The sequence below is a fragment of the Micromonospora sp. NPDC023956 genome, from assembly GCF_040639195.1.
Taxonomy (GTDB): Bacteria; Actinomycetota; Actinomycetes; order Mycobacteriales; family Micromonosporaceae; genus Micromonospora.
In genome coordinates, this window is sequence record NZ_JBEZZN010000005.1 from 167749 (window position 1) to 193257 (window position 25509).

Annotated in this window: 27 protein-coding genes; 9 read left to right on the forward strand and 18 right to left on the reverse strand. The window is 72.2% G+C overall.

Features of this window, described 5'->3' with window-relative positions; translation table 11 throughout:
- Positions 1-12: 12 nt before the first annotated feature.
- The 11 genes from AB0F58_RS12920 to AB0F58_RS12970 form a co-directional block, all read right to left on the reverse strand.
- Positions 13-1089 carry an alcohol dehydrogenase catalytic domain-containing protein gene (locus AB0F58_RS12920; protein WP_357142215.1) on the reverse strand — a complete coding sequence of 359 codons (1077 nt, stop codon included), beginning with the start codon at positions 1087-1089 and terminating at the stop codon, positions 13-15.
- The gene (locus AB0F58_RS12925) at positions 1076-1777 is read right to left on the reverse strand and encodes a GntR family transcriptional regulator (RefSeq protein ID WP_357142217.1); all 702 of its coding nucleotides are present in this window, start codon (positions 1775-1777) and stop codon (positions 1076-1078) included. Before AB0F58_RS12925 ends, AB0F58_RS12920 begins: the two co-directional genes overlap by 14 nt.
- Positions 1778-1785: 8 nt before the next feature.
- Positions 1786-2694, reverse strand: coding sequence for a 2-deoxy-5-keto-D-gluconate 6-phosphate aldolase domain-containing protein (locus tag AB0F58_RS12930; protein ID WP_357142219.1), 909 nt, complete (start codon positions 2692-2694; stop codon positions 1786-1788).
- Entirely contained in the window at positions 2691-3695 is a 1005-nt protein-coding gene (locus tag AB0F58_RS12935; RefSeq protein WP_357142221.1) for an alcohol dehydrogenase catalytic domain-containing protein, read from the reverse strand. Before AB0F58_RS12935 ends, AB0F58_RS12930 begins: the two co-directional genes overlap by 4 nt.
- Entirely contained in the window at positions 3692-4513 is an 822-nt protein-coding gene (locus tag AB0F58_RS12940) for a carbohydrate ABC transporter permease (protein ID WP_357142223.1), read from the reverse strand. The genes AB0F58_RS12935 and AB0F58_RS12940 overlap by 4 nt, the downstream gene beginning before the upstream one ends.
- A complete protein-coding gene (locus AB0F58_RS12945; protein WP_357142225.1) occupies positions 4510-5373 on the reverse strand; it encodes a sugar ABC transporter permease in 864 nt (287 codons plus the stop codon). Before AB0F58_RS12945 ends, AB0F58_RS12940 begins: the two co-directional genes overlap by 4 nt.
- A gap of 100 nt (positions 5374-5473) precedes the next feature.
- Positions 5474-6766: a sugar ABC transporter substrate-binding protein gene (locus AB0F58_RS12950; protein WP_357142227.1), complete on the reverse strand. Its 1293-nt coding sequence runs from the start codon at positions 6764-6766 to the stop codon at positions 5474-5476.
- 26 nt (positions 6767-6792) lie between these two features.
- A complete protein-coding gene (locus AB0F58_RS12955; protein ID WP_357142229.1) occupies positions 6793-7902 on the reverse strand; it encodes a diphosphate--fructose-6-phosphate 1-phosphotransferase in 1110 nt (369 codons plus the stop codon).
- A gap of 5 nt (positions 7903-7907) precedes the next feature.
- Entirely contained in the window at positions 7908-9371 is a 1464-nt protein-coding gene (locus tag AB0F58_RS12960; RefSeq protein WP_357142231.1) for an aldehyde dehydrogenase family protein, read from the reverse strand.
- Positions 9368-10606, reverse strand: a complete 1239-nt coding sequence (locus tag AB0F58_RS12965; protein ID WP_357142233.1) for a mandelate racemase/muconate lactonizing enzyme family protein — start codon at positions 10604-10606, stop codon at positions 9368-9370. Before AB0F58_RS12965 ends, AB0F58_RS12960 begins: the two co-directional genes overlap by 4 nt.
- Before the next feature lie 568 nt (positions 10607-11174).
- Positions 11175-11957: a DeoR/GlpR family DNA-binding transcription regulator gene (locus AB0F58_RS12970; RefSeq protein ID WP_357142235.1), complete on the reverse strand. Its 783-nt coding sequence runs from the start codon at positions 11955-11957 to the stop codon at positions 11175-11177.
- Between the two features lie 123 nt (positions 11958-12080).
- Here AB0F58_RS12970 and AB0F58_RS12975 point away from each other — a divergent pair, with 123 nt between their 5' ends.
- The 5 genes from AB0F58_RS12975 to AB0F58_RS12995 all read left to right on the forward strand — a co-directional run bounded on the left by AB0F58_RS12975 (position 12081) and on the right by AB0F58_RS12995 (position 15825).
- A complete protein-coding gene (locus tag AB0F58_RS12975; RefSeq protein WP_357142237.1) occupies positions 12081-12956 on the forward strand; it encodes a hypothetical protein in 876 nt (291 codons plus the stop codon).
- Between the two features lie 4 nt (positions 12957-12960).
- Positions 12961-13689: a sulfite exporter TauE/SafE family protein gene (locus AB0F58_RS12980; protein WP_357142239.1), complete on the forward strand. Its 729-nt coding sequence runs from the start codon at positions 12961-12963 to the stop codon at positions 13687-13689.
- Complete coding sequence (locus AB0F58_RS12985) at positions 13683-14078, forward strand: DUF202 domain-containing protein (protein WP_357142241.1); 396 nt, start codon at positions 13683-13685, stop codon at positions 14076-14078. Before AB0F58_RS12980 ends, AB0F58_RS12985 begins: the two co-directional genes overlap by 7 nt.
- Positions 14075-14437: a hypothetical protein gene (locus tag AB0F58_RS12990; RefSeq protein ID WP_357142243.1), complete on the forward strand. Its 363-nt coding sequence runs from the start codon at positions 14075-14077 to the stop codon at positions 14435-14437. The genes AB0F58_RS12985 and AB0F58_RS12990 overlap by 4 nt, the downstream gene beginning before the upstream one ends.
- A gap of 173 nt (positions 14438-14610) precedes the next feature.
- Positions 14611-15825, forward strand: a complete 1215-nt coding sequence (locus AB0F58_RS12995) for a GAF domain-containing SpoIIE family protein phosphatase (protein ID WP_357142245.1) — start codon at positions 14611-14613, stop codon at positions 15823-15825.
- A gap of 45 nt (positions 15826-15870) precedes the next feature.
- Here the strand turns inward: AB0F58_RS12995 and AB0F58_RS13000 are convergent, their stop codons facing one another.
- The 3 genes from AB0F58_RS13000 to AB0F58_RS13010 all read right to left on the reverse strand — a co-directional run bounded on the left by AB0F58_RS13000 (position 15871) and on the right by AB0F58_RS13010 (position 18743).
- Positions 15871-16512: a M23 family metallopeptidase gene (locus AB0F58_RS13000; RefSeq protein ID WP_357142248.1), complete on the reverse strand. Its 642-nt coding sequence runs from the start codon at positions 16510-16512 to the stop codon at positions 15871-15873.
- A 127-nt stretch (positions 16513-16639) separates the two neighbouring features.
- Positions 16640-17335 carry a hypothetical protein gene (locus tag AB0F58_RS13005; RefSeq protein ID WP_357142250.1) on the reverse strand — a complete coding sequence of 232 codons (696 nt, stop codon included), beginning with the start codon at positions 17333-17335 and terminating at the stop codon, positions 16640-16642.
- 226 nt (positions 17336-17561) lie between these two features.
- A complete protein-coding gene (locus tag AB0F58_RS13010) occupies positions 17562-18743 on the reverse strand; it encodes an ice-binding family protein (RefSeq protein ID WP_357142252.1) in 1182 nt (393 codons plus the stop codon).
- Between the two features lie 198 nt (positions 18744-18941).
- On the opposite strand from AB0F58_RS13010, the gene AB0F58_RS13015 reads away from it, so the two are divergent.
- Positions 18942-19697, forward strand: coding sequence for an HAD family hydrolase (locus AB0F58_RS13015; protein ID WP_357142254.1), 756 nt, complete (start codon positions 18942-18944; stop codon positions 19695-19697).
- Here the strand turns inward: AB0F58_RS13015 and AB0F58_RS13020 are convergent.
- A complete protein-coding gene (locus AB0F58_RS13020; protein WP_357142256.1) occupies positions 19617-20375 on the reverse strand; it encodes a DUF4386 domain-containing protein in 759 nt (252 codons plus the stop codon). The genes AB0F58_RS13015 and AB0F58_RS13020 overlap by 81 nt on opposite strands.
- A gap of 138 nt (positions 20376-20513) precedes the next feature.
- Between AB0F58_RS13020 and AB0F58_RS13025 the strand changes: the two genes are divergently transcribed.
- Both AB0F58_RS13025 and AB0F58_RS13030 read left to right on the forward strand, forming a co-directional pair.
- A complete protein-coding gene (locus AB0F58_RS13025) occupies positions 20514-21176 on the forward strand; it encodes a TetR/AcrR family transcriptional regulator C-terminal domain-containing protein (protein WP_357142258.1) in 663 nt (220 codons plus the stop codon).
- 52 nt (positions 21177-21228) lie between these two features.
- Positions 21229-22245, forward strand: coding sequence for a pentapeptide repeat-containing protein (locus tag AB0F58_RS13030; RefSeq protein WP_357142260.1), 1017 nt, complete (start codon positions 21229-21231; stop codon positions 22243-22245).
- Between the two features lie 243 nt (positions 22246-22488).
- Here the strand turns inward: AB0F58_RS13030 and AB0F58_RS13035 are convergent, their stop codons facing one another.
- The 3 genes from AB0F58_RS13035 to AB0F58_RS13045 all read right to left on the reverse strand — a co-directional run bounded on the left by AB0F58_RS13035 (position 22489) and on the right by AB0F58_RS13045 (position 24557).
- Positions 22489-22671, reverse strand: a complete 183-nt coding sequence (locus AB0F58_RS13035) for a DUF397 domain-containing protein (RefSeq protein WP_357142262.1) — start codon at positions 22669-22671, stop codon at positions 22489-22491.
- A 509-nt stretch (positions 22672-23180) separates the two neighbouring features.
- A complete protein-coding gene (locus tag AB0F58_RS13040) occupies positions 23181-23666 on the reverse strand; it encodes a hypothetical protein (RefSeq protein WP_357142264.1) in 486 nt (161 codons plus the stop codon).
- A 486-nt stretch (positions 23667-24152) separates the two neighbouring features.
- Entirely contained in the window at positions 24153-24557 is a 405-nt protein-coding gene (locus AB0F58_RS13045; protein ID WP_357142266.1) for a hypothetical protein, read from the reverse strand.
- A gap of 513 nt (positions 24558-25070) precedes the next feature.
- Here AB0F58_RS13045 and AB0F58_RS13050 point away from each other — a divergent pair.
- Positions 25071-25469, forward strand: a complete 399-nt coding sequence (locus AB0F58_RS13050) for a hypothetical protein (protein ID WP_357142268.1) — start codon at positions 25071-25073, stop codon at positions 25467-25469.
- Positions 25470-25509 lie beyond the last annotated feature (40 nt).

Here is a 25509-nt window from a genome sequence, read left to right on the forward strand (position 1 = left end):
CCCCGGCGCGAGCTACCGCTCCGCTCGGGGGCTGTCCTCCGCGCTGCGGGCGGCCTCCTCGCCGTACGGGGCGACGAAGACCTTGTCGGCCTCGCCGCCGCTCTGCGCCCGCAGTGCCCGGGTGACCTCGTCGACGCCGAAGAACGCGGGCCGCAGCCGGTCCAGGCCGAGGGTCGGCAGCAGCCCCACGGCGCGGTGGTGGGTGTACGGGTTGATCACCGCCCCGACGATGGTCAGTTCCCGGGCGAAGATCTCGTTCGGGCGGATCCGCGCCTCGTCCTCCGGCCGGGCTACCCCGAAGACCAGGACCCGCCCGCCCCGGCTCGCCAGCTCCACCGCCGACTCGAGGATCCGGGCCGAGCCGACCGCGTCGACCACGTACGGGAAGCCGAAGCCGTCGGTGCGGGCACGGGCCGCCGCCGCGCTCTCCGGGTCGCCCGGATCGAGGGCCACGTCGGCGCCCATCCGCAGCGCCAGTTCCCGCCGGTCGGCGCGGGGGTCGAGCACCACGATCGGGGCGAGCCCGCGTGACCGGGCCAGGGCCACCATCATCGCCCCGGCCGGACCGGCGCCGTAGATCAGTACGGGCAGCCCGGAGCGGGGGTCGAGCTGGTCCATGCCGTGCACGCAGCAGGCCAGCGGCTCGGTGAGCGCCCCGATCCAGGGTGGCGTCCCCGGTGGCAGCCGGTACGCGATCCGGGCGGGCAGGACCATCCGCCCGGTCATGCCGCCGTCGAGGCGCACGCCGTAGCCCCGTTTGGTGTCGCAGAGGTGTTCCTGGCCGAGTCGGCAGTAGACGCAGGTGGTGCAGTAGTCGTGCGGTTCGACGGTGACCAGGTCACCGGGGGCCAGCCGGTCGACGCCCGGTCCGACCTCGATCACCCGGCCGCAGACCTCGTGTCCGAGGACCACCGGGAGGGCTGCCGGGAAGCTGCCGCCGACGATGTGACTGTCGGTGCCGCAGACCCCGACGGCGAGCGGCGCGATCGCCACCTCGCCGGGCCCGGCGGGACGGGTCGGCACCCGCTCGGCGCGGACGTCCCCCGGGCCGTGGCACCGTACGGCGAGGACGGTGTCAGTAGGCGGCACGCAGCAACTCCTTCAGTCGTCGGATGTGTGCCCGTGCCGCCTCGCCGGCGGCGTCCGGGTCGCCCGAGCCGAGCGCCTCGAAGATGGCCTGGTGTTCGGTGACGGCCTGGACCATGCCGCCGGTGAGGCTGGTCGACCGCATCGCGATCATGACCCGGCCCTGGACGCCGTCGAGCATCCGGGTCAGCACCGGGCTCTGCGCGGCCTGCCGGATCTCCCGGTGGAACGCCGCGTCGAGTTCGAGGTGCCGGGCGAAGTCCCCGGCCTCGGCGACCTCCCGGTGCTCGGTGAGCAGGGCGAGCAGCCGTCGGCGCAGCGCCGGGGTGTAGCGTTCGGCGGCCAGCCGGGTCACCGCCCACTCCAGCGCCTCCCGGGCCTCGTAGAGGCTGACCAGTTCGTCGCCCTCGACCCGGGCCACCACCGCGCCCCGGTTCATCTCCTCCCGGGCCAGGTCGTCCTGGACCAGCCGGATCACCGCGTCGCGGACCGGGCTGCGGCTGACCCGGAACTCCTCGGCCAGGGCCGGGACGCTGAGTCGCACCCCGGGGCGCAGTTCCCCGGAGATGATCCGGTCCCGCAGGGTGCGGTAGATCAGCTCGCCCACCCGCTCGCCGGTCTGGAGGTCGGCGTCGGTCGGGGGCACCGGCAGCGTCAGGGCCGCCGCCCCCGACGGGACTTGTGTCGTCACTGGTGTCCTCACTCGTGTGGCTGGGGCCCGTCCGGCACCGCGGCGAGGAACGCGGCGGCGAATCGCCGGTAGTTCGCGGCCACCGCCGCCACCGCCCGGGGACGGGCCAGGTCCCCGGCGAGCAGTCCGCGCAGTGCGTCCCACCAGATGCTACGTCCGATAGCGAAGCCGGTGAATCCGGCGCCGGCCGCGTCGGTCAGCCAGCCCTCGAGCTGCGACGCGGGGGCGTTCGCGCCGAGCAGGATGCACTCGCCCCCGGTGTCGGCGGCGATCCGGGCGGCGGTGCGGTAGTGCTCCGGCGCGTCGAGGTGCTCCAGCTTCCAGACGTCCACCGGCAGGTCCTGGAGGATCTCGGCCATCGCCCGGTGCACCAGGGCGGGGCGCAGTTCCCGCTCGAACCGTCCGCTGTCGCCACCCGTCAGGTCGAGTTGGGCGGGGGTGGGGGGCACGAGCAGTTCGAACAGGAACCGGCCACCGGCGTCCCGGGTGGCGGCGGCGACCTCGGCCAGCCGTTCCCGCTGCACCCGGTTGCCCTCGGCATCCCCCTCGACGTTGTACCGGACCAGCACCTTCGGCAGGTCGGGTCGGTGGTGGTCGAGGTAGGACCTCAGGTCGGCCGGTTCGGTCTCGTAGATCTCGCAGCCGCCCTTCTCCACGGGCATGCTGACCGTCACCCCGTGCGCGCGGGCCCGCTCGGGCACGCCCGGCCCGAGGGTGTCGTCGACGAGGATGCCGGCGTGCGCGGCCAGGCGCGGCTCGTCGGCCAGCGCGGCGAGCAGTCCCTCGGCCACCATGTGCTTGCCGTCGCAGATCGCCGCGCGCTGGGCGGCGGTGGCGGTCCCGGTGTGACCGTAGAGCGCCTTGGTTAGCCAGGGCCGCTGGTCCACGGCGAGGATGAGCAGGTGCCGCTGGTTCATCGGGCGTCCTCCGAGACGATGCAGGGCTTGAGGTAGTCGCCGGCGACGAAGCGGGCGAAGGCGTCCGGCAGGTCGGCGAGGGCCAGCGGGACGGTCAGCCGGTCCCGCAGGGCCGCACCGGAGTCGCGCAGCAGGTCCCAGTTCGCCTCGACCTCACTGGTGGGGAAGTAGAACGAGCGGATGGTGAAGCAGTCGGTACGCCGCCAGCGGGGCGTCGCCGGCATGGTGTACGGCTGGTCGGACTCGCCGAGCGCCACCACCGCCCCGCCCGGGGCCACCACCCGCTGCGCGGTCTCCCGGGCCGCGGTGGCTCCGCTCACCTCGATGACCAGGTCGTACTGGTTCTCGGTCGCCAGGTCCCCGGCGGCCCGCGCGCCCAGCGCGACGGCGGTGGCGAGCCGGCCCTCGTGCGGGTCGGCGACGTCGACCGCGCCGACGCCGAACGCGCCGGCCACCGAGATCACCCCGAGTCCCAGCGGACCGGCCCCGACGACCAGCGCCCGGTCCACCCCGTCGGGCTGCACACGCTGCCACAGCCGCAGCGCGTGCGCGGCGGTACCGACGGTGTCCAGGCCCAGCACGGCCGTGGTCAGCGGCACGTCGTCGGGGACCGGGAGCAGGCACCGGGCGGGTACGTCGACGTGCTCGGCGAACCCGCCGTCGCGCTGCCAGCCGACGAGCTGCGTCAACCGCAGGCACTGGTTGGTGCGCCCGGCGACGCAGCGCCGGCAGGTGCCGCAGAAGACCGGGATGTAGACGATCGCGCGGGTGCCGGCGGGTACGTCGACCCCGGCACCGACCTCGACGACGGTGCCGCCGATCTCGTGGCCGGGCACCACCGTCGAGCCCGATCGCAGCAGCCGCTTGTCCGAGCCGCACAGGGCGCAGACGTCGACCCGCAGGCGTACCTCGCCCTCGGCGACCGGGCCGAGGGTGACCGTGTCGAAGTCGATCCGACCGTCGCCCGGGAACCGGGCACGGATACTGGTGGACGTCGTCACTTGACGGCACCTCCGGTGATTCCACGCACCAGCCACCGCTGCGCGAAGATCGTCAGCAGCAGGGCGGGCACTGAGATGAGCGTGCTGGCGGCCATCAACCCACCGAAGTCGTTGGAGCCCTGGCCGATGAAGTTGAACGCGATGACGGTCAGCGGCAGGGTCTGGTCGTTGGCGAGCGCCAGCGCGAACAGGAAGTAGTTCCAGGAGAAGACGAAGCTGAGCGTCAGCGCGACGGAGACACCCGGCATGGCCAGTGGCAGGACGACGGTGCGGAACCGCTGCCAGGCGCTGGCCCCGTCGATGAGCGTGGACTCCTCGATGCTGATCGGGATGTCCTCGAAGAACGGGATCAGCAGCCAGATGCAGAGCGGCAGCGTGACGATCAGGTGCGCCACGATGAGCAGGGCGTAGTTGAGCCCGGTGTTCGACGGCGCGTCGATGCGGATGGAGAGCACGAACAGCGGCAGGACGAAGAGCACGCCCGGTGCCATCCGGGCGAGCAGGGTGACGAAGCCCAGCGTGTTGAGCTGCCGCCGGACCACCACGTACGCGGCGGGGGCGCCCAGCACCAGGCCGAGCAGCGTGGATCCGCCGGCGACGATGAAGCTGTTGGCGATGTAGCGGCCGAACTCGAACCGCTCGAACAGGTTGGTGAAGTTCTCCAGCGTCAGCGGCGAGGTGACGTCGAACAGCGAACCGGTGATGTCGACGTTGCGCCGCAGGGACGACCAGAGCATGAACAGCACCGGACCGAAGAAGATCACGGTGAAGAGGGCGTACGCGGCGTAGACGCCGACCAGTCGCCTGCCGTTTCTCACTTCGCGGCCCTCCTTCGTACCAGGGTGAAGACAGCGGCGATGAGGACCACCAGCACCAGCAGGGCGATCTGGAGGGTGGCGGCGTAGCTCGGCTCCTGGTCGACGAACGCCTCGTTGTAGCCGTACACGTTGAGGGTGTTCGTGGCGTCGACCGGACCGCCCTGGGTCATGATGTAGATGGTGTCGAAGAAGCGGACGAGGTCGACGGTGCGCAGCAGCATCGCGACGGTGAGCACCGGACGCAGCAGCGGCAGACCGATGTTCCACGCGGTACGCCAGGCGCTGGCCCCGTCGATCGACGCCGCCTCGAAGGGCTCCTCGGGCAGCGACCGGATTCCGGCGGCGATGATCAGGGCCATGAACGGCGTCCACTGCCAGATGTCCACCAGGGCGATCGACCAGGGGGCGATCGCCGGGTCACCGAGCCAGACCACCGGGTCGATCCCGATCACGGCGAGCAGTTCGTTCGCCGCGCCCAGACTCGGATCCATGATCAGCAGCCAGAGCAGGCCGACCGCCACCGACGCGGTGATAGCCGGGATGAGCATCATCCCCTGGAAGATGCGCCGGCCGGGGACGTCGAGGCTCATCACGTAGCCGAGCGCGAGTCCCAGCAGGGTCTCCACGAACAGGCAGACCACGAAGAGGAAGAGGGTGACCTTCAGCGAGTTGTAGAAGGCCGGGTCGGCGAACATCCGGCCGTAGTTGTCGAAGGCGAGGAAGCCGGCGTTCGTGCCGTCGGACTGCCGGTCGGTCACCGACAGCCAGACCGTGTACCCGATCGGCAGCAGGACCAGCAGCGCGGTGACCACGGCGGCCGGCACCACGAAGGGCCAGATCCCCCGGGCCGTCGGATGCACGGGGGTCCGCCTGCGGCGGCGGTCCCCCGCCCCCCGCCCGGCCGGAGCGGGGCGGGGGACGGGCGAGGGTGTCGTCATCGTGTCGGTGCTCATGGGATCCCTACTGGGTGTTCTTCGCCAGCAGCGGGGTGAGGCCGGTCTGGATCTCCTCGGCCGCGTCCTCGGCGCTGGCCCGGCCGAGGATCACCTTGCCCACGGCGTCGCCGATGACCTTGCGCATCTCGGCGGCGGCGACACCGACCGGTCCGACCTCGGTCTCACCGTCGGTCTGTGCCTTGGTCAGCGCGGCGTTCCACTGCTTGAGGGTCTCGGTGTTCAGGGTGGCGGTGTAGGCCGGGTCCTGGCTGACCGAGGTACGCGGCGGCGCGATGCCGGCCTTGGTCAGCTCCATCTGGGTCTTGGCGCTGGTGGCCCACTGGACGAACTTCCACGCGGCGTCCTTGTTCTTGGAGAACGAGGAGACCGCCAGGCCCCAGGAGAGCACGGTGGTCTTGGAACCGGCGGAGCCGGCGGGGAAGTCGATGACCCCGATGTTCTCGCCGACCTTGGAGGTCTTCGGGTCGTTGATGCTGCTCAGCTCGTTGCTGGACTCCAGCTCCATGGCCGCGTTGCCGGCGGCGAAGAGGGCCGAGGACTGGGTGAAGGTGTTGTTGACCACGCCGGGCGGGCCGTACTCGCGGGCCAGGGTGGCGTAGCGGTCGATCGCGGCGATCGCCTTCGGGTCGTCGAAGTTCGGCGTTCCGTCGGCCTTCGTCCACGCGACGCCCTCGGAGTGCAGGAAGGGGCCGAAGGTGAACGGCAGCGCCGCGGACTGGCCGCGCAGCGCGATCGGGGTCACCTTGCCGCCGGACTTCTGCTTGATCGCCGCGGCGGCGGTGGTCAGGTCGTCGAGCGTCTTCGGCGGCGTGACGCCGTACTGCTGGAACAGGTCGGTGCGGTAGTAGAGCACCACGCCCTCGACGTTGATCGGCGCGGCGATCATCTTGTCGTCGACGGTCATCCCGGCGCGGACCGCCTCCGGGAAGTCGTCGACCTTGTAGTCGGCCGCCCCGCCGGCCCGCTCGTCGAGCGGCTCGTAGTAGTTGGACTTGGCGAACTGCGGCCCCTCCCGGGACGGCAGCGTCATGAACACGTCCATGTTCGAGCTGCGGGACTGGAGGTTGAGCTGCACCTTGTCGCGCATCTGCTGCTCGGCGAAGGTCTGGACCTTCACCGTGACGCCCGACTCCTGCTCGAAGTCGTCGATCAACGGCTCGATGGCCCGCTGCCAGGGGTGGTTGGACATGATCAGGTTGATCTCGTTGGCGGAGCCGGCGGAGTCCGAACCGCAGCCGGCGGTGAGCCCGCCGATCAGGGCCAGGGCGAGCGCCGTGCTCAGGTACCTGTGCCGCATGGTGTGCCTTTCCGATTCGAGGGATGTCACTCGGTGACGAGGGGGGCGAGCCATCGGTGGAAGTCGTCGAGTCCGGCCGGGTCGGTGGTGCGCCACTCCGGCGGTACGGGTCGGGTCCGGCCGGCGACGTCGGCCAGGGGCACCGGGTCGTACCCGACGGTGTAGGGGTCGGTGCCGGCGCGGTGCAGACCGACCATGAGTCCGGTGGCCCGGTCGGCGAGCAGCCGCGCCGCGCACCGGCCGGCCTCCGCCGCCTCCCGGCGGTCCACCCCGCTGGCCAGGGCGCCGGCGGCGCGCTGCACCATGCCGAGGACCTCGCCCCGGGCGACGACCCCCAGTTCGGTGGTGACCAGGGCGGCCAGCCGGCGGGACACGCCGCCGGTCAGGATGCGGGTGTGGTTGACCGCCTCGAAGGGTTCGTCGGTCAACTCGCGGGCGGCCCCTTCACTGGTCACCACGAAGGCCCGGCCGTGCCGGTCGAGGGTGTCGGAGACCCGGTGGAGGAACTCCGTCCGGTCGAACGGCACCTCGGGGAGCAGGACCAGGTGCGGCGCGTGCGCCGGGTCCTCCCGGTGCCCGGTCGCGGCGAGCGCCAGCCAGCCCACCGACCGGCCCAGGGTCTCCACGATCCGGACCGGTTCGATCGACCGCATGGCCGCGTGGTCCCGGGCCAGATCCGGTACGACCGCACCCAGGTACCGCGCGGCGGAACCGAACCCCGGGCAGTGGTCGACGCCGACCAGGTCGTTGTCGACGGTCTTCGGGATGCCGACCGTGCACAACGGCAGGCCGGTCCGCTCGGCCCGTTCGGTGAGCGCCCGCAGCAGGGCCATGGTGCCGTTGCCGCCGATCAGCGCGACCCCGTCGACGCGGTGTTCGGCGAGCGTGGCCACCGCCGCGTCGAGGTCGTCGTCGGTGACCGCGCGGCGGCCGGCACCGAGCCAGGAGCCGCCCCGGCGGGTCCACTCCGCCGGCACGTCCGCGAGGGTCACCGGAGTGAACCGGCCGTCGACGAGTCCGTCCGGGCCGCCGCGCAGGGCGAGCACGTCGTGGCCCTGCGCGGCGTCGAGGAAGCCGCGCAGGCTGGCGTTGACGACGCTGGTCGGGGCCCCGGTCTGGCCGATGAGCAGGCGCATGGCGGTCAGGCCCCCGCCGGGCGGGACGCGACGCTCAGGAAGGTCTGGAACGCCTCCAGCCCGGGACGGCCGCCCTCGTAGCCGAGGCCCGAGTCGCCGAGCCCGCCGAACGGGATCCACGGGGTGTTCGGGGTGCCGGTGTTGACGCCGACGATGCCGGCGTGCAGTCGGCCGGCGACCGCGTGCGCCGCGTCCAGGTCGGTGCCGCAGACGTAGCCGGCGAGCCCGTACCCGGTCGCGTGGTGCAACGCCAGCGCCGCGTCCAGGTCGTCGTAGACGTGCACCGGAGCGACCGGCCCGAAGATCTCGCTGGTCATGGCGAGGCTGTCCACCGGCGCGTCGAGCAGGACGGTCGGGGTGGCGTAGTGCCCGACGGTCGGGGTCGGGGCGTCCGGGGTGACCGCGCGGGCGCCCCGGGCGACAGCCTCGGCGACCAGCTCCGCCATCCGCGCCGGGTCGCCGGCCGGGGCCAGTGGCCCGAGGTCGGTGCCGGGGTCCCGGGGGTCCCCGACGGTCAGCGCGCGGGTGGCCGCCACGAACGCCTCGGTGAAGTCGGCGGCCACCTCCCGGGCGACCAGGATCTGGTTGGCCGCGATGCAGGACTGGCCGTTGTTGCGGTACTTCGCCACGACCAGGGTCGCCGCGGCGGCCTGCGGGTCGGCGTCCGGCAGGACGACGAACGGGGCACAGCCCCCCAGTTCCAGGACGGTCCGCAGGAAACGCGGTGCCGCCTGGGCCGCCACCAGGCGGCCGACCCGGGTGGAGCCGGTGAAGGAGACCGCCCGGACGGCCGGGTCCGACAGCCACGGTTCGACCACGTCGGCGGGGGTGCCGAGCACCGTGCCGAGCACCCCGGCGGGCAGGTGCCGCGCGCAGACGGCGGCGAGCACCAGCGAGGAGACCGGGGTCAGCTCGGAGGGCTTGAACAGCACCGGGCAGCCGGCGGCGAGCGCCGGGGCGATCTTCCGGGCCGGGATCGAAACCGGGAAGTTCCACGGGGTGAGCACGGCCGCGATCCCGACCGGCCGGGCGGCGACCCGGTGCTCGTGCTGCGGCACCACGGTCAGCCGCTGCTCCTCCTGCCGCTCGACGAGGTCCGCCATGACGCGGAAGTACGTCACGCTCAGGCCCAGCTCGGCGGTGGACTCGGCCAGCCGCTTGCCGGTCTCCCGGGTGATCAGCTCCGCCCACTCGGTCCGGGTCGCCAGCGCCTCGACGTCGTCGGCGATCGCCCGCAGGGTGGCGGCCCGCTGCGGCACGGGGGTCGCCGCCCAGGCCGGCAGCGCGGCGGTGGCGGCGGCGAGCGCCCCGGCGGCCTCGGCGGTGCCGCCGGTGACGACCTCGGTGAAGGCCTCCCCGGTGGCGGGGTCGACCACCGGCAGCACCGGTCCGGACGCGCCGGTCACCGTGTCGATCCGCACCCCGCTCCGGGCGGCCAACACCTCGTCGACGATGGAAAAGTCGGTCACAGCTGCTCCTCGTACGGGTCGAGCTGGTCCGGATCGAGGTCGATCCCGAGACCGGGGCGGTTCGGCACGACGACCGTGCCGTGGTCGGTCAGGAGGGCGTCGGCGGCGCGGCGCAGCGGATTGGAGCGCACGTCCCACTCGACGAGGGAGGTCGCCGGGCTGCTCGCGGCCACCTGCACGGTCGCGGCGGTCGCGATCGCGCCGTTGTAGAGGTGCGGGTTGACGGTCTTCCCCGCCGCCTCGGCGGCCCGCAGCACGGTCAGGTACTCGCTGAGGCCGCCGACCTTGGTCAGGTCCGGTTGGAGGATCGCGACCCCGTCGACAGCCAGGTACGGGGCGAAGGCCGCCGCGCCGTACAGGTTCTCGCCGGTGGCCAGGGGCATGCCGGTGCGGGCGGCGAGTTCGTCCAGGTCCGCCGGCCGGTCCCCGGCGAGGGGTTCCTCGACCCAGGCGACCCCGAGGTCGGCCAGGGCCGGCACCGTGCGCAGCGCCTCCGGCAGGGCCCACGCCTGGTTGGCGTCGGCGAAGATCTGCGTCCGGTCGCCGAGCACCCGCCGGGCGGTGCGGACGTTGGCCAGATCCCGGTCGTGGCCGAAGCCGACCTTGACCTTCACCGCGGTCAGGCCGAGCGCCGCGCAGTGCGCAGCGGTCTGCGCGACGCCGTCGGGACCGAGGCTCGATCCGTAGACGGGCAGCTCGGTACGGGGCGCGTCGGTGAGCAGCGACGCCAGGCTCCGACCGGCGTGCCGGGCGGCGAGGTCCCAGAGCGCGATGTCGACCGCGCTCACCGCCTGGTGGATCGGGCCGGGGGCACCCCACTGGCGGCCCAACGGACCGAGCTTGCCCAACAGGGCACGCTGCGCCGCCTCGGGGCTGCCCGGCCGGGTGCCGACCAGCAGCGGCGCCACGCCCTCGTCGATCGTGGCGACCCGTTCCCGCCAGGCCCAGGACGGGTAGTTGGCCCAGCTCTCCCCCACGCCGACCGAGCCGTCGGCGAGGACCACCTCCACCAGGACCATGACCCGGTGGCCGAGCGGGGCGAAGGACATCGCGATCAGCTCGTCGGGGCGGGCGCGGAACACCCGGCAGCGCACCTCGGCGACGGGGACGTCGGGCAGGCACCCGGTCGTCCGGGCGGCCCGGTCCCGGCTGTCCGGCCCGACGACGGCCGCGGCGGTCACACCCTGGGCCGGCACCCGGTCCGCGAGGTGGTGCAGTTCTCCGCTGGAGCCCATGAGTCCTCTCTCACACCTGTGAACAACTGCATGCAGTTCTAGCCGTCGTTCACCGAGCGGTCAAGAGCTGGAAACAAACCGGGTCGCCACGATCAGGCAACGAGGTCGACGAGGTCGGACACCACGCACCAGATCCGGACAACCCCCAGCCGGCGGTCCCCGCCCCTGGTTGGCCCACCGCTAGCCGGCCCGCCCCCGGTTGGCCCACTCCGCTTGACCCGGCACGGATGACCCGCCGGGGTTGACCCGCCGGGGTTGACCCGCTGCGGATGATCGACTCCGGGTTGCCCGCGGCCGGTTGATCGACTCCGGTTCGGCGACATGGGTGTTACGCAGCCGCCCAACACCATCACGTCGCCGAAACGGCGCGCGGCTACGCGGGACGCGGCCCGCGCGAGGGCGGGAGCGGGGCGCGCGAGGGCGGGAGCGGGGCGCGCGAGGGCGGGAGCGGGGCGCGCGAGGGCGGGAGCGGGGCGCGCGAGGGCGGGGCGGGGCGGGGCGGGGGCGAAGGCGAGGGCGGGAGCAGGGCGCGCCCGCGCGGGGCGGGGCTACGCGGGGCGGGGCACGGTCAGGCGGGGACGACCCGGATGCCGTTGCGCCGCACCGCCCCGGCGACCGGCTCGGGCAACGACACGTCGACCACCAGGGTGTCGATCCGGTCGAGTTCGCAGACCTGCACCGGGGCGGCGGAGGTCAGCTTGCTCCCGTCCACCAGCAGGACGATCTCGTCGGCGATCTCCATCAGGGCGTGCTTGGCGCTGAGTTCGATCTCGGAGCGCACGTAGACGCCGCGCTCGTCGACCGCACCGGCGCCGAGGAACAGCATCCGGATCCGCAGCCGGCGGGTGAGGTCCCGGACCCCGAAGCCGACCAGGGCCTGGTTGTCGTGGAGCAGTTCACCACCGATGCCGATCACCCGGGCCCGGGGCCGGGACAGCATGTGCCCGAGCACCGGCACCGAGTGGGTGACCACGCACCCGTCGAACTCCGCCGGCAGGGCGTGCGCGACCTCGGCGGCCGTGGTGCCGCTGTCGATGCCGATGGTGTCGCCGGCCCGCACCATGCGCGCGGCGGCGGCCCCGATGGCCTGCTTGGCTCGGGCGTGGGTCTGCGCCCGGGAGGCGAACCCGGGACCGGCGGCGCCGCCCGGCGGCAGGCTCACCCCGCCGTGGACGAGCGTGACCTCGTTGGCCTCCGCGAGCTGGCGCAGGTCCCGGCGGACGGTCATCTGGGACACGCCGAGCTGGGTGCTCAGCTCCGCCACGGACAGGAAACCCGCCCGGCGCAGCGCGGCCATGATCTGCGTCCGGCGCCGGGGGGCGCCCTCGTACCGAGCCGTCTCCACGCTCACGCCGGGCCTCCCACCGATCGCCCCACGGGGTCCGTCGGCAGTTTAGAGCACCCCGACGCCTGTTCGTCAGTTACCACACGATGGTAGGTTCCCAACATCTTCTGGTAACTCTGGGGAGGATCCATGACCATCTCCACCGCGTCGCCGACCGTGTTGGCGCGCCCCTCCGGCGGCTACGCCATGCTCGCCGTCGACCAACGGGAAGCCCTGCGGGCGATGTTCGCCGCGACGCAGGACCAGGCGGTGACCGACGGGCAGATCACCGACTTCAAGGTCGCGGCGGCCCGCGCGCTGAGCCCGTACGCCTCGGCGATCCTGGTCGACCGGCAGTTCGCCTGGGACGCCGTCCTCGCCGCGAACGCCGTCGACCCCGGCTGCGCCCTGATCGCCGCCGCCGACCGCTTCACTGCCAGCGCCACCGAGTTCGTCGCCGACGTCGCCATCGACGACGAGGTCGAGCCCGCCACGGTACGTGCCCAGGGTGCCCGCGCCCTCAAGCTGCTCGTCCTCTGGCGGCCCGACGAGGACCCCGCCGGCCGGATCTCCCTGGTGACCGACTTCGTCGGGCGGTGCCGCGACAACGGGCTGGTCAGCATCATCGAGCCGGTGTCCCGGGGCCCCCGCGACGGCGGCTCCTTCGACCACGACGCCGGCATCCTCGCCGCCGCCCGGGAACTGGGTTCGCTCGGTGCCGACCTCTACAAGGCCGAGGTCCCCACCGCCGGAAAGGGCACCGACGAGGAGATCCGCACCGGCTGCGCGAAGCTGACCGAGACGATCACCGGGCCCTGGGTGGTGCTCTCCTCCGGCGTACCGGCCGAGCGTTTCCCCGACGCGGTGCGCCTCGCCTGCCGGGCCGGTGCCTCGGGTTTCCTGGCCGGGCGGGCGATCTGGGCCTCCGTCGTGGGCAGCCCGACGATGGCCGAGGACCTGCGGACCATCTCGGTGGACCGGTTGCGCCGCCTCTGCGACGTGGTCGACGACGCGGTGTCCCGCTGACCCGGTGACCGGCCTCGGCGGTGTCCTCGCGGTGGCGGCGGTCGCTCTCGGGGCGGCCATGCAACGCGCCACCGGGCTCGGCTTCGCACTGGTCGCCGCGCCCTTCCTGGTGATCATCCTCGGCCCGTTCTCCGGCGTCGTGCTGGCGAACCTGCTCTCCGCCGTGATCAACGTCGCCGTCCTGTGCACCACCCTGCGCGCCCTGCGGGGCCGGCTGGCCGTCGAGATGATCGCCGGTGTCCTGGTCGCCGTCCCGCTGGGCGCCTGGGTGGTGACGGTCCTGCCCGGTCCGCTGCTGCTCATCGGCGTCGGCTCGATCACCGCGGCGTCGGTGGCCTGGGTCGCACACGGCAACCCGGTGCCGTTCCTGCGTCGCCGGGGCGGGCCGCTGTTGTCCGGCTTCACCTCCGGTTTCTTCAACACCACGGCGGGCACCGGCGGTCCGCCCCTGGCCGTCTACGCGCTGAGCACCAACTGGGAACAGCGCAGCTTCGTCCCGACCGTGCAGCTCGTCGGCCTGGTCACCAACGTGCTCTCGCTGGCCGCCAAGGGCCCGCCGGAGCTGTCCTGGCCGCTGCTGCTGGCCTGCGTCGCGGCGATGGCCGTCGGCCTCGCCGGTGGCCAGGTGCTGTCCCGCTGGCTGCCCGAGGACCGGGCCCGGCGGTGGGTCGTCGCCCTGGCACTGATCGGCAGCGTCATCGCCGCCGGGAAGGGAGTGACCGCGCTGTGGTAGGCGGCACCGACGACAACCGCACCCCGTCCGGCCCGCCCCGCCGCTGGCCCGGCCGGGTCTTCGACCGGGGCGTCGACCCCGATCCCCGGTTCAGCCTCGCCAACGAGCGCACCTTCCTGGCCTGGATCCGCACCTCGCTGGCGCTCTTCGCCGCCGGTGTCGCCCTGGAGGCGCTGACCCTGCCCATCGCGCCCGGACTACGCCGGGCGGCGGCCGTCGTCCTGATCCTGCTCGGTGCGGCGGCACCGGTCCAGGCGTTCCTCGGCTGGCTCCGTACCGAGGCGGCCCTGCGACTCGGCCGGAGCCTGCCGCCGCCCACGCTGGCCGTGCCGCTCGGACTGGGCCTGGTGATCGCGGGCGCGCTGATCCTGATCGGGCTCCTGGTGTGACCCACCCCGGCACACCTCGACCGCCCGCACCGGGCGGGAGCGGTGACCGTGGTCTCCAGCTCGAACGGACCATGCTCGCCTGGCGGCGCACCGCGGCGGCGTTCCTGGTGGCCGCCGCCGTCAGCGCACGCCTGCTCGTACCGCTGCTCGGCGGCTGGGCCTACCCCGCCGTGCTGGTGCCGACGCTGGGCGCGTTCGCGGTCGGCCTCGCGGGACGCGTGGTACCGCTGCGGCAGAGCACCGCGACCGCGAGCCTGACGTCGGTCCGGCCCCGGCCCGGCCGGCTGGCCGCCGTCGCCGCCCTCACCTGCCTCCTCGGCCTGACCGCCGCAGCCGCCGCCCTGGCCCCCGTCCCCTGACGACCGCCGCCCACCGGCGTGGCGTGGTGAGGTCGGTGGCGGTGTGCACCGCGCCCGGTCCGGGGGCCTCGGGCAGCCCCTCGGCGAGGGGACGTCGGCTTCCCGTGGCGCAGGCGGGTTTCCGAAGGGGGCCGTCCGGGCGAAGCGTGCGGCGGTGCAACTACGATCCGGGGGTGGTTCGCGAGGACGATCTGGGAGATCAGCAGCGGTTACGCCGCCTCGAGGCGGTGACCGACGCCACGCTGTCCCGCCTCGACGCCGCCGACCTGTTCGACGAGCTCCTCGACCGCGTCCGTGACCTGCTCCAGGTCGACACCGCCGCCATCCTCCTGCTCGACGTACGCGCCCGGCAGTTGGTCGCCACCGCGGCTCGGGGCCTGGAGGAGGAGGTGCGACAGGGTTTCCGGATCTCGGTCGGTCGGGGGTTCGCCGGCAGCATCGCCCTCACCCGGCAACCGGTGGTGATCGAGCACGTCACCGCCGGCCGGGTCGTCAATCCGGTCCTGCTGAACACCGGTGTGCAGTCCCTGCTCGGCGTGCCGATCACCGCCCACGACGAACTCGTCGGCGTCCTGCACGTCGGCACCCTCACGCCGCGCCGCTTCAGCCCCGACGACATCCGCCTGCTGGAACTGGCCGCCGACCGGGTCCGGCTGGCCCTCCCCGCCCGCGCGAACAGCCTGGAACAGAACGCCGCGCTGGCGCTGCAACGCAGCCTGATCCCCGCCGAGCTGCCCAAGGTGCCGGGGCTCGAACTGGCCGGTCGGTACGTGCCGGGTCACGCCTCCGGGGTCGGCGGGGACTGGTACGACGTCTTCACCCTCCCCTCGGGCTGGTTGGGCATGGTCGTGGGTGACGTGTCCGGTCACGGACTTCAGTCGGCGGTGGTGATGGGCCGGGTGCGTAGCGCCCTGCGGGCGTACGCCCTGGTCTGCGCGGACCCGGCGGAGGCGCTGACCCTGCTCGACCGGAAGGTGATCCACTTCGAGGCCGGCAACCTGACCACGGCGCTGTACGTGATGATCTCCCCCGACGGCTCGACCCTGTACGTCTCCCTGGCCGGGCATCCCCGCCCGGTCCTGGCCGTACCGGACCAGCCGAACACCGTGCTTCCCGTGCCCATCGACCCCCCGCTGGGCACCGGACGCCGGCCGCCGCACCGGCACTGCACCCGATTCGACTTCGCGCCCGGGGCGGTCCTGGTCTCCTACACCGACGGGCTGGTCGAGCGGCGCGGCGAACTGTACGACGCCGGGGTCGACCGGTTGTTGGCCGCCGTTGCGCTGGGCCCCGCCGAGACCGTCTGCACGACCGTGATGGCGACCCTCGACGCCGAGCACCCGGCCGACGACATCGCCCTGCTGGCCGTACGGAGACTGCCCGGCTAGCGGACGCCCTGCCACCGGGCGACCGCCCGCCTCCGGCCGCCGGGGCTACCCGACGCAGTTGTTGCTGGTACGCCTGACGGTGTATTCGGTGTCGTCGTGCGTGATGCCGGACGGCGCCCCGTCGAAGTGGGCTTCCACCTTCTCCCAGCCCCGCCGCTGCTCGTAGTGCAGGTGCGGGGCACCGGAGTTGCCGGTGCTGCCGACCTTGCCGATCTGCTGGCCCTGCTCGACCCGCTGACCGACCTCGACCATCGGCGCTTCGAGCAGGTGGAGGTACTGCGTCTCCCACCGGCCGCCATGGTCGATCTTCACCCAGTAGCCGCCGCCCCGCCCGCGCGGACCGTCCGGGTCCTGCGGCGTACGGCCGCCCAGAGACCCGTTGACCCCCGCCACGGTGACCGTGCCGCCGTAGGACGCCAGCACCGGCCTCCCCCACGCCTGCCCCTCGATGGGGAACAGATCGACGTCGTAGTCGTCGTGTCCGGGGTAGGTGCCGAGCTGCCAGGTCTCACCGCAGGCCACCGGGAGTTGGAAGAGCGGACGCGGGCCCGGCGGGCGGACGAGCGGCACGACGACCACAGCGACGGCGACCAGGGCCGCCACCGCGCCGAGCGCCAGGACAACGAGGACGAGCCGGTTCCGGCGGCGGCGGTGGCTACGCGGTGGGCGCGGCTGGCCAGTGGTCACCGTTCCGAGCATGGCAGAGACCGACAAGGTGTCGGCTCGCGGCACCGGCCCTCCGCGGCCGTCCCGCGACCCAGGCCCGGTCCGGCGGTGGCACTCGGCATCCTCTCGCCGGAGGTGCTCGGCCCGCTCAGGCCAGGAGGGCCGCTCTCATCTCCGCGCCCGGGTTGAACCCGCCGACCACCCGGTTGCCGGCCGGGTCGAGAACGTCGACGGTGTTGTTGCGTCGCATCAGCTCCCGGACCGGGGGCGGCAACGGGGGTGGATCGCCCATCGCCGCGCGGATGTCCCGGGCGGCCATGACGAGCCGGTACGCCAGGGTGGCGGCGTCGGTGTCCACCCGCACCCGGTTGTACTCCCAGCCGACGATGGTGAGGTCGAGCACCTCGAACAGGTGGGTCAGCACCGGCCTCGGGTCGGTCGTCTCCACGAACCGGGGCGCTCCGGTGCCGACCACCGTGACCGCGGCGGCCACCTGCACGTACGGGTGGAAGCCGGACGGCAGCTCGAACAGGGACCACCGCAGCGTCGGTGCGGCCTCCCGCCACAACGGCCGGTAGTTCCGGCGGTCGACGATCAGCCGGCGACCGGTGCGCCGGTGCAGTTCGTAGGCCTGGGCGAGGAGGTCCGCCTGGGCGTCCTCGGCGAACTCGTGCAGCACCCTGGCCGCCACGGACAGGCCGTCGTCACCGTCGAGCAACCGCGTGAGCGCGTCGACCTGCTCGGCAGGCGGGGCCGGCACGCGCGCGCCGAACCGGTGCCGGACGTCCTGGAGCAGTGCCTCCTGCCGGCCCGGATCGTGCTGAACCTGCTTACTGCCCAGCATTTGCCGGAGCCACCGCATGTCGCCTCGTCTCAGCAGCCGCTTCAGAAAGGGGAAATCCTAGCCGAGGTCCGGCCGCCACCGCCGCTGGCACGCGTGCCGGCGGTCATCCGGACCACCGCCACGCCGTGAGCCGCCCGGGTGACCGCCCTCCCGCCGCTGCCGGTCCGTGGCGATCGGACGCTGGCCCGGGTCCCCACCGGACGCCCCCGGCCTGCCGGGAGGCGCGTCAGGCGACGGAGAAGGTCACCGTGCCGGTGTACGCGCCGACCACGGCGGTGAGAGGGATTCGGACGGAGACGACGGGATCCCACGTGGCGGACGTGACGCCGCTGCCGTCGGTGAGGGTGTACGCGGTGCGTTGCACGTCGAGGGTCTGGGCGTCCCCCGGGGTCGGCTGGCCCGAGGTGAAGGTGCCGTTCCCGCTGGTCGAAGTGGCCGGTCCTGACCAGTACGACACGTTGACGCCGGGCACGGTCCGGACCGGACTGCCGGTGGTGACGAAGTCCGTCGCGACCACCGACGCGGTCCAGCTGGCGTCCGAGAACCCACGCTCGTCGGTCACCGTCACCGGTCCCAGGTGGTCGGAGACCGTACCGCCGGGAGCGGCTCCACCCAGGTCGGCCGCCGCCGGCGCGCTGATCGACAGTTCTCCCGGTTCTGCGCAGGTCGACCGGGTGATCGTGTCGGTGTCCATGGTGACCGCGCCGTTGATCGCCATGGTCCGGCCGTCGACCACCAGCCCCGCGCCGACGGTGATCGAGGTGAAGGCGAGGAGGTTGCCCCGCAGCAGGGAGTTGGCCCCGAGGGTGGCCGAGCTGCCGACCTGCCAGAAGACGTTGCACGACTGCGCGCCGTTGACCAGGTTCACCGTGCTGTCGGCGGCGGTGATGAGCGTGGAGACGGCCTTGAAGATGAAGACCGCGTTCGGGTCGCCCTCGGCGTCGAGGGTGAGCGTGCCGGCGATCCCGAAGGTGCCGCTGACGGAGCTGTACACGCCGGTGCTCCTGGTGGTGCCGCCGAGGTTGCCCGAGATGGTGTCCGTGGTCGTCCGCGCCACGGCGTTGTTGTAGGCCACGGCCAGATCGGCCTGCGCCTGGACGGCGGGACCGTCGTTCGCGTGGATCGCACCGTTGATCTGGCCCGGGGGGAATCCGGTCACGGCGGTGCCCGGACTGACCCCGATGTCACCGGTGATCATGGAGAGGCCGGTACTCGTGACCGTCGTGCCGGCGAGGACCGCGAAGTCGGCGGCGGAGCCCAACGGCACCGGCACGGTTTCCGCCCTCGCGGTCGAGGGTGCGACCACATCGACCAGCAGGGTGGTCGCGCAGACCAGGACCAGCGCCGCAGTCGACCGGCCCATCGCGGTGAGTCCGCGGCGCGCGACCGCCGGGCTGAGACTCGCCATGGGTCCCCCTTGTGGAAAGAACATACTGGAGAATCACATGATACCGACTCAATTACCCTCAAACACCCCAGGATGATTCTGAGGGCGGATCACCCGTTCTCCGGACCCCGGCCCGAAGAGCTGGAGAATCCTCACCACTGGCGCCCGCCGTCCCGCTCCGCCCCTCCTCCTCCCCCTCCGATACGGGAGGATGCGAGGATGCCTCGTCCGCCCTCCGGGCTCCTCATCGATTTCGGTGGCGTCCTCGCCGACGCACCCCGCCGACCCGACGCCCCGCCGGAACTGGTGCGCCGGCTGTCCCGGCTCGTCGGCGACGCGGTACCGGCCGGGCAGATCGCCCGGGACCTGGGCGACGGAGTACGGGCGTACGCGGTGTGGCGTGACGAGGTCGGCCGAGACGGTGACCCGGTCGAGCTGGGGCACGCGCAGATGTGGAACGAATTCGTCACCCGCACCTGGCCGGCTGCGGCACGGGCCGCCGTCGAGCGGGAGGCCACCCCGCTGGCCTACGCCCTGACCTGGCGGGAGCAATGGGCGGTCCGGCCCGGGATTCCGGAAGCGCTGCGCGCCGCTGCGGACGCCGGTCTACCGATGGCCGTGGCCAGCAACACCCTCTGCGGCGCCGCGCACCGGGACTTCCTCACCGCCGCCGGCCTGTCCGGCCTGTTCGCCGCCCAGCTCTACAGCGACGAGGCCGGACCCCGGAAACCGAACCCGGAACTGGCCCACCGGGCCTCGCAGGCGATCGGCGTACCGGTCGGGCAGTGCTGGTTCATCGGCGACAGCGTCCACCGGGACATCGTCTGCGCCCGACGGGCCGGCGCCCGCGCGGCGATCCTGATGCGCTCGCCCCGGACCGATCGGGAACCCCCGCTACCCGAGGTCGTCCCGGATGCCGTGGTCGACGACGGTCACGGACTGCTCGCCCTCCTGCACCGGGCCCGGGGTCGCTGACGGTGGTCGTCGGCCGGAAGGGACGGGGCCGCGCTGACCGCGGATCAGCAGGTAGCCGATCATCCAGAACTCGCCGATGGTCGCGGGAAGGACGAGCGCGTCAGCCAGGACCTGCGCGTCCGGCGCGAGGTACCGGAGGAACGCGCTGAGCAGGTAGCCGAGGCCGCCGCCAACGAGGATCCAGCCGAGTGGACGGGGCATCCAGCCGGACCGGAGCACGCAGCTGCCCATGGGGATGAGCCACAGGCCGAAGAACAGCCCTCCGACGTTCCACAGGTTCTCGCTGACCAGGTAGAGCAGGTGAACGGTGACCGCCGCGTCGCCGACCGGGTCGAGCGCGAGTTGGGCCGCGGTGGCGAGTGTTGCCGCGCTGATCAGGATCGCGATCGCGTTGACCAGGCCGAAGGCGGCGATGCCGCTGGCGGCGAGCGGGTCCGCGGTACGGAACAGGCGGTAGAACCAGGCGGCGGTGAGGGCCTGGGTGACCACGACGAGCAGTTCGACGGCGATGCCGGCGCGGGCCAGCGATGCGTGCTCGACCAGGTTGGCGAGCGTCGTACCGGGGTCGCCGGGGGCGAACAGTCGCGACCGGACGAGCAGGAACCCCAGTCCGCCGGAGACGGCGAGGCCCAGGTAGAGCAGCCCGGTCGTCCGGGCGGTACGGATCAGCGCGTGCATCGTGGCTCCCTCGGGGCCGTACGGGTTCGTGCCGGTGATCGGACCCGACCAACAGCCTTACCACGTAAGGCAACCATACGATGTAAGGTAACAACAGGGGTGAGGAAGACTGTGGCAGCAAGGACATATCGGGAGCCGTTGAGCCGCGAGCGTGTGCTCGCGGCAGCGGTCGTGCTGGCGGATGTGGAGGGGATCCAGGCGCTGACGATGCGTCGCCTCGCCGCCGACCTCGGTGTCGAGGCCATGTCGCTCTACTACCATCTGCCGGCCAAGGAGGCCCTGCTCGACGGCGTCGTGGAGACCGTGATCGCGGAGGTCGAGGCCGCGGTCGGCCGCCTGGGCGACCGCGACGGTGACCAGGACTGGCGTACCCGACTGCGGCGACAGTTCCTCGCGGCACGTCAGGTCATGCTGCGTCACCCGTGGGCACCCGGGCTGCTGGGTTCACGCCGAACCATCCCGGCCGGCATCTACGCCTACTACGACGGGATCGTCGGCACCCTCGTCGGCGCCGGGTTCTCGTACCATCTCGCGCACCGGGCGCTGCACGCGTTCGGCAGCATGCCGCTCGGGTTCGTCCAGGAGATATTCAGCCCGGCGTCGGCCGGTGGAACCACGCAGGTCGACACGGCGGAGGCAGACCTGGCCGCGATGGCCGACGCCCTACCCCACCTGACGGTCATGATCACCACCGAGGCCCACACCGTCACGGACCCCACACTTGGCTGGTGCGACAGCCAGGTCGAGTTCGAGTTCACCCTCGACCTGCTCCTCGACGGGCTCGAACGCCTCCGCAGCTGACACGGTAGGGACCGTCACCGACGTGGTTGCCTCGTCCCTGTCTAATGCCACCATGCCGACGTTTCGCGATCGACTCGCTGCCGTCCGTACGGCATGGGACTCCGGCTCCACCACTCCGCAGACTCCCCCGGGCCAGCGCGTACCCGGACCGCGACGGCGTCACCGCGCCCCCGCTTCGGTCGTCCTGCTTCCACCGCAGCAGCAGAGCGGCGCCCAGAATGCTGCCCAGATCGTCACCGCACTGGCCGCCGTCGCCGCCGTGTTGTTCACCCTCTGGTTCTCGATCGACACCTCCAGGAAGACCGACAACCAGATCAAGCTCAGCAGGGCGGGCCAGATCGCCGACCGCTTCAACCGGGCGATCGACCAGCTCGGACAGGCTGGCCCGGACAAGCTCAGCATCAGACTCGGCGGGATCTACTCCCTCGAACGCATCATGAAAGACTCACCCGACGACGCGCTCACCATCATCGAGGTTCTGTGCGCCTTCGTTCGCACCAATGTTCCCCGCCCGCCCGGAGCGATCTCCGCCTCGAAGGCCCCGAGATCGGCCGAGGACATACGCGCTGCGGTCACCGTGCTCGGTCGTCGCCCGAACCCTGATCCGGCCGGGAAGCTCGACTTCACCGGCACCCAACTGTCCCTGCCCGACCTGTCCCTGGCACGAGGGCAGCTGAGCGGCACGGACCTGATCGGCGCGAACCTGAGTGACACTGACCTGGGTGCCGTGGACCTGACCAGCGCGGACCTGCACGGCGCCGATCTGCACGCCGCGGACCTGCGTAGCGCGAACCTGACTGGCGCGAACCTGGACGACGCGGAGCTGTACGGTGCGAGCCTGTTCGAGGCGGATCTGCGCCGCGCGAACCTCAACGGCGCGGACCTGCGCGGCGCGGACCTGACTCGCGCAGACCTCCACGGCGCGGACCTGAGTGACGCGGACCTGCGCGGGGCCAAGGCACTCACCGACAGGATGCTGCAATGCACCGTAGTCAATGGGCTCACGAGACTACCGACCGGTGTGAGCCGGCCGGCGGATGTTCCCGTGAGCCAACGGCTCCAGTGTTGACCACCTCCACCTCCACCTCCACCGCCAGCACCGGCAGAGCGCCCCGCCACCTGTCCGGTGGCGGGGCGACCGCGCGCCCGGCCCGGACGGCGGTGGCCCACCGATCTCGCCTCCCACCGCCCTCGGGTACCACCGCGGCTGGAGGTGGCCGCGCCGACCCGGTCAGCCGGTCGCCCGCCGGCGAGTCGGGTAAGCCCGCACCGCCCCCCGACCGAGGCGGTCGGAGGGCGGTCGCATGCCGGATCAGAAACGCTGGCCGTCGCGCACGCTCTCCTCGAAGGCGGACCACTCGTCCGGGGTGAAGGTGAGGACCGGGCTGGCCGGGTTCTTACTGTCGCGGACGTGCCGGTTGCCGGCACCATCGGTGGCGACCTCCACGCAGTTCGGGGAGCTGTTGTCGCTGCGCTGCGGTCGGATCCACTTCATCCTTGTCTCCTCTGGTCAGGTACGCCGGCCGTCTGGCGGGGGCCGGTCGTCTGCGGCGGGGCGGGGGTGGTGGTACCGGTCGGACGGGATCAGGCGCTCGACGGCGCGTGACCTGGGGCCAGCAGCGCCGGGCACGGCGGCAGACCGGGCAGACCCCGCCGGGCGGCGCGTGCGCGTCGACGACGGCCCAGGGCGGAACGTCTCCTCGTCGCTGAACGGCGGCCAGACCTCCTGCTGGTGCCGTTCACTGGAGTACCCGATGACGATCAGCGCAAAGATAATTCCCACGCGGAGCCGGCCGTGGAAGTACTGCGGGCGGGTCGCCGGCCCCGAACAGCACCCGTACCGCCTGGTCGTCGCGCTGCGGGCCGATGCGTGCAGCCAGCCGACGAACTGCGTCCACTCCGCCGGCGCGTATCGCAGCCCGTCCGCGTGCGGGGGAACCCGCGGTGGCCCCTTCCCTTCCGGGTAGCGCCGCGACCGAGCCGGCCCCCTACCCACACTCCGTGTCAGGCGGGGACGTCGTTCATGGTGTACCCGGCTTCATGGAGTTCCTCGCGGCCGACCCAGCCGTCGGCGAGGGGGGAGGCGGAGGTGTTGCGCATCGCATCTTCCAGCGGCTGCGACCACCTGTGCTCGATGAGCAGGAGGACGGCGTTCGTGCCCGGCGGGAGGCTGTCGTAGAGGTCGATGACGGGGCCTCCCCGCACGAGGAAGCCGGAAAGATCTGTCGTGTAGGAGTAGCGAACCCTCCGCGCCCTGGCGGACCTCAACACATTCCTGATGATCTCGCCCCCGAGGACTTCACCACTCCCGTCGATGACGCCGGCGAGTGAACGTTCGCTGATGGTGCGGTCCCTGGCCCGGGAGGCGGCGTACACGTCCAGCAGCCTGACGGCGGGGTTCGACCGGAGCAGGTTGATCGCGTTGGCCAGCTCTCTCGGCAGCTCCGCCTGCGTGTAGTTGATGGCGACCAATTGCACGGCACCGATCACGACCGAACCCCTTCGACGCTGGCGACCCCTTCAACCGCCAAGGCCCGGCGGATACCCGCGCCGCGATCGCACAAACAGCGGCCTCCCGGCACCGGACGGCCATCGGCGTGTCCGACATGATCCGCCAAGCCGCTCCGCGTCGGATCGATCAGCGTCGAGCTGCCGATCAGCAGGCGTGTACGGGCTGCCAAGTCAGGTCTACCACGACGTACCCCGGAGCAGCGGACAGATCCACGACCAGGTACCGGTCGGTACGCTGCTGGCCACGCTCGATACACGACCAGGCGGCAGCTACTGCCACGCATGCAGGCGGTACTTCCGCAGAACCTGATGCGGTGCTCCCGCCCGCAACAGGAGGAGTGCACCCCCACGGCCGAGGTGCCTGCCCCGACGGCACCGCCCACCATGGAGACAGGGAGGACGCTCAGCTAGGAGAGTCACAGGGCGAGGACGGCGGTCGACGTCGGCGCCCAGGCTACGACCGTGTCAGGCGAACTTCGGGCGCAGCGCTTCGCGCATCTCCCGGTAGTTCGCCGGCTTCACCGTCCAGCGTTCCCGGTCCGTGTCCTCGAACGTCACCTGGTACCTGCCGGTCGTCCGGTCGAACTGCACGAGGATCTTCACGGGCAGCAGATCACCGGGCTGGTAGTGGCTCCCCAGGTACGCCTGGACCGCCGATTCGATGCTCGACCAGTCACAGGCCACGGCCGTGATGACGCCGTCGGGCGAGTACGCGTACCCGTGCACACTGCGATAGCCTTCGCCGAACTCCAGGATCATCGCCAGCGAGTCCCAGCCCGCCACGGGCCCGCGCATCTCCCTGACCAGCGACGGTCCGTCCATGGCCTCGACCAACGACCGGATGAGATCGACGGTGACGTCCCCCGACATGGTCCTCCTCGGATTCAGATCCAGGCGGTGCGCAACGCCCTGCCACGATCTCACGCGTCTCTGACGCTGCCGTCGGCTCCACGGCGAGATGGAGCCGGCGTCGCCGATCCCATCCGCCATCTTCGCCGTTCAGGGGCTGCCGTCACGGTCTTTCTGCGGGAGCGGTGCTACGGCGTCCTGCGGCCAAGCCCCGGCTCGCCGCAGCGGCTACCGCAGCGGATACCGGTCCTCGTTCGCACCGCGAAGGAGGACCGGCTGAAAGCGGGACCAGTTCAAACACAATCAGCCCGGATCTGCTCGACCTGATCCGCCCATCGTGGCTCCGAGATCCATCCAGGGTCGATCGACGCATCGACCATCGTCGCGTAGAGTGATGACAGCTATGCATCCAGTGACGGCCGAACCCTAGCCGCTTGCAGCGGTTAGGGCACGACGTGCTCAATCACCGAGGAGGCAATGCAGATGACTGCACCAGCGACCCATCGGCAACCGAAGACACGCAGAGGACCCGGCATGACCTGGTCCCGCCGTGTAGCCATCGTCGTCGCCATGACATTGGCAGCGGTCATGGGGCTGAGCAGTGCCGCCTCAGCCGACGTGATCGGCGAGGGTCCCGGGGTGCGGGCGAGAGCTGACTGGAACTGGTCAGACAGCCCTTACTCCCTGAGCAACATCGAGCTCGGCGTCCGTGACACCGCCTGCGACGGACGCGGCGTGAGCATACATCTGCGACTCCACTGGGCGTACGGCGGACACCTCGACACCCAGAGGCGCGAGAACCACAACGGGTGCGATAACGCTGCGAACTGGAACACCCGCTGGGATGGGAACTTCCCAATCGCCGGGGTGACGGTTTACGGCTGCGTGATCGGCGGCAACTGCTACGCCAGCGCGTACCACCCTCGCCCCTGACGCTGAGCGCACAGTGCCTGTCGGCTCATGGTCAAGGCAT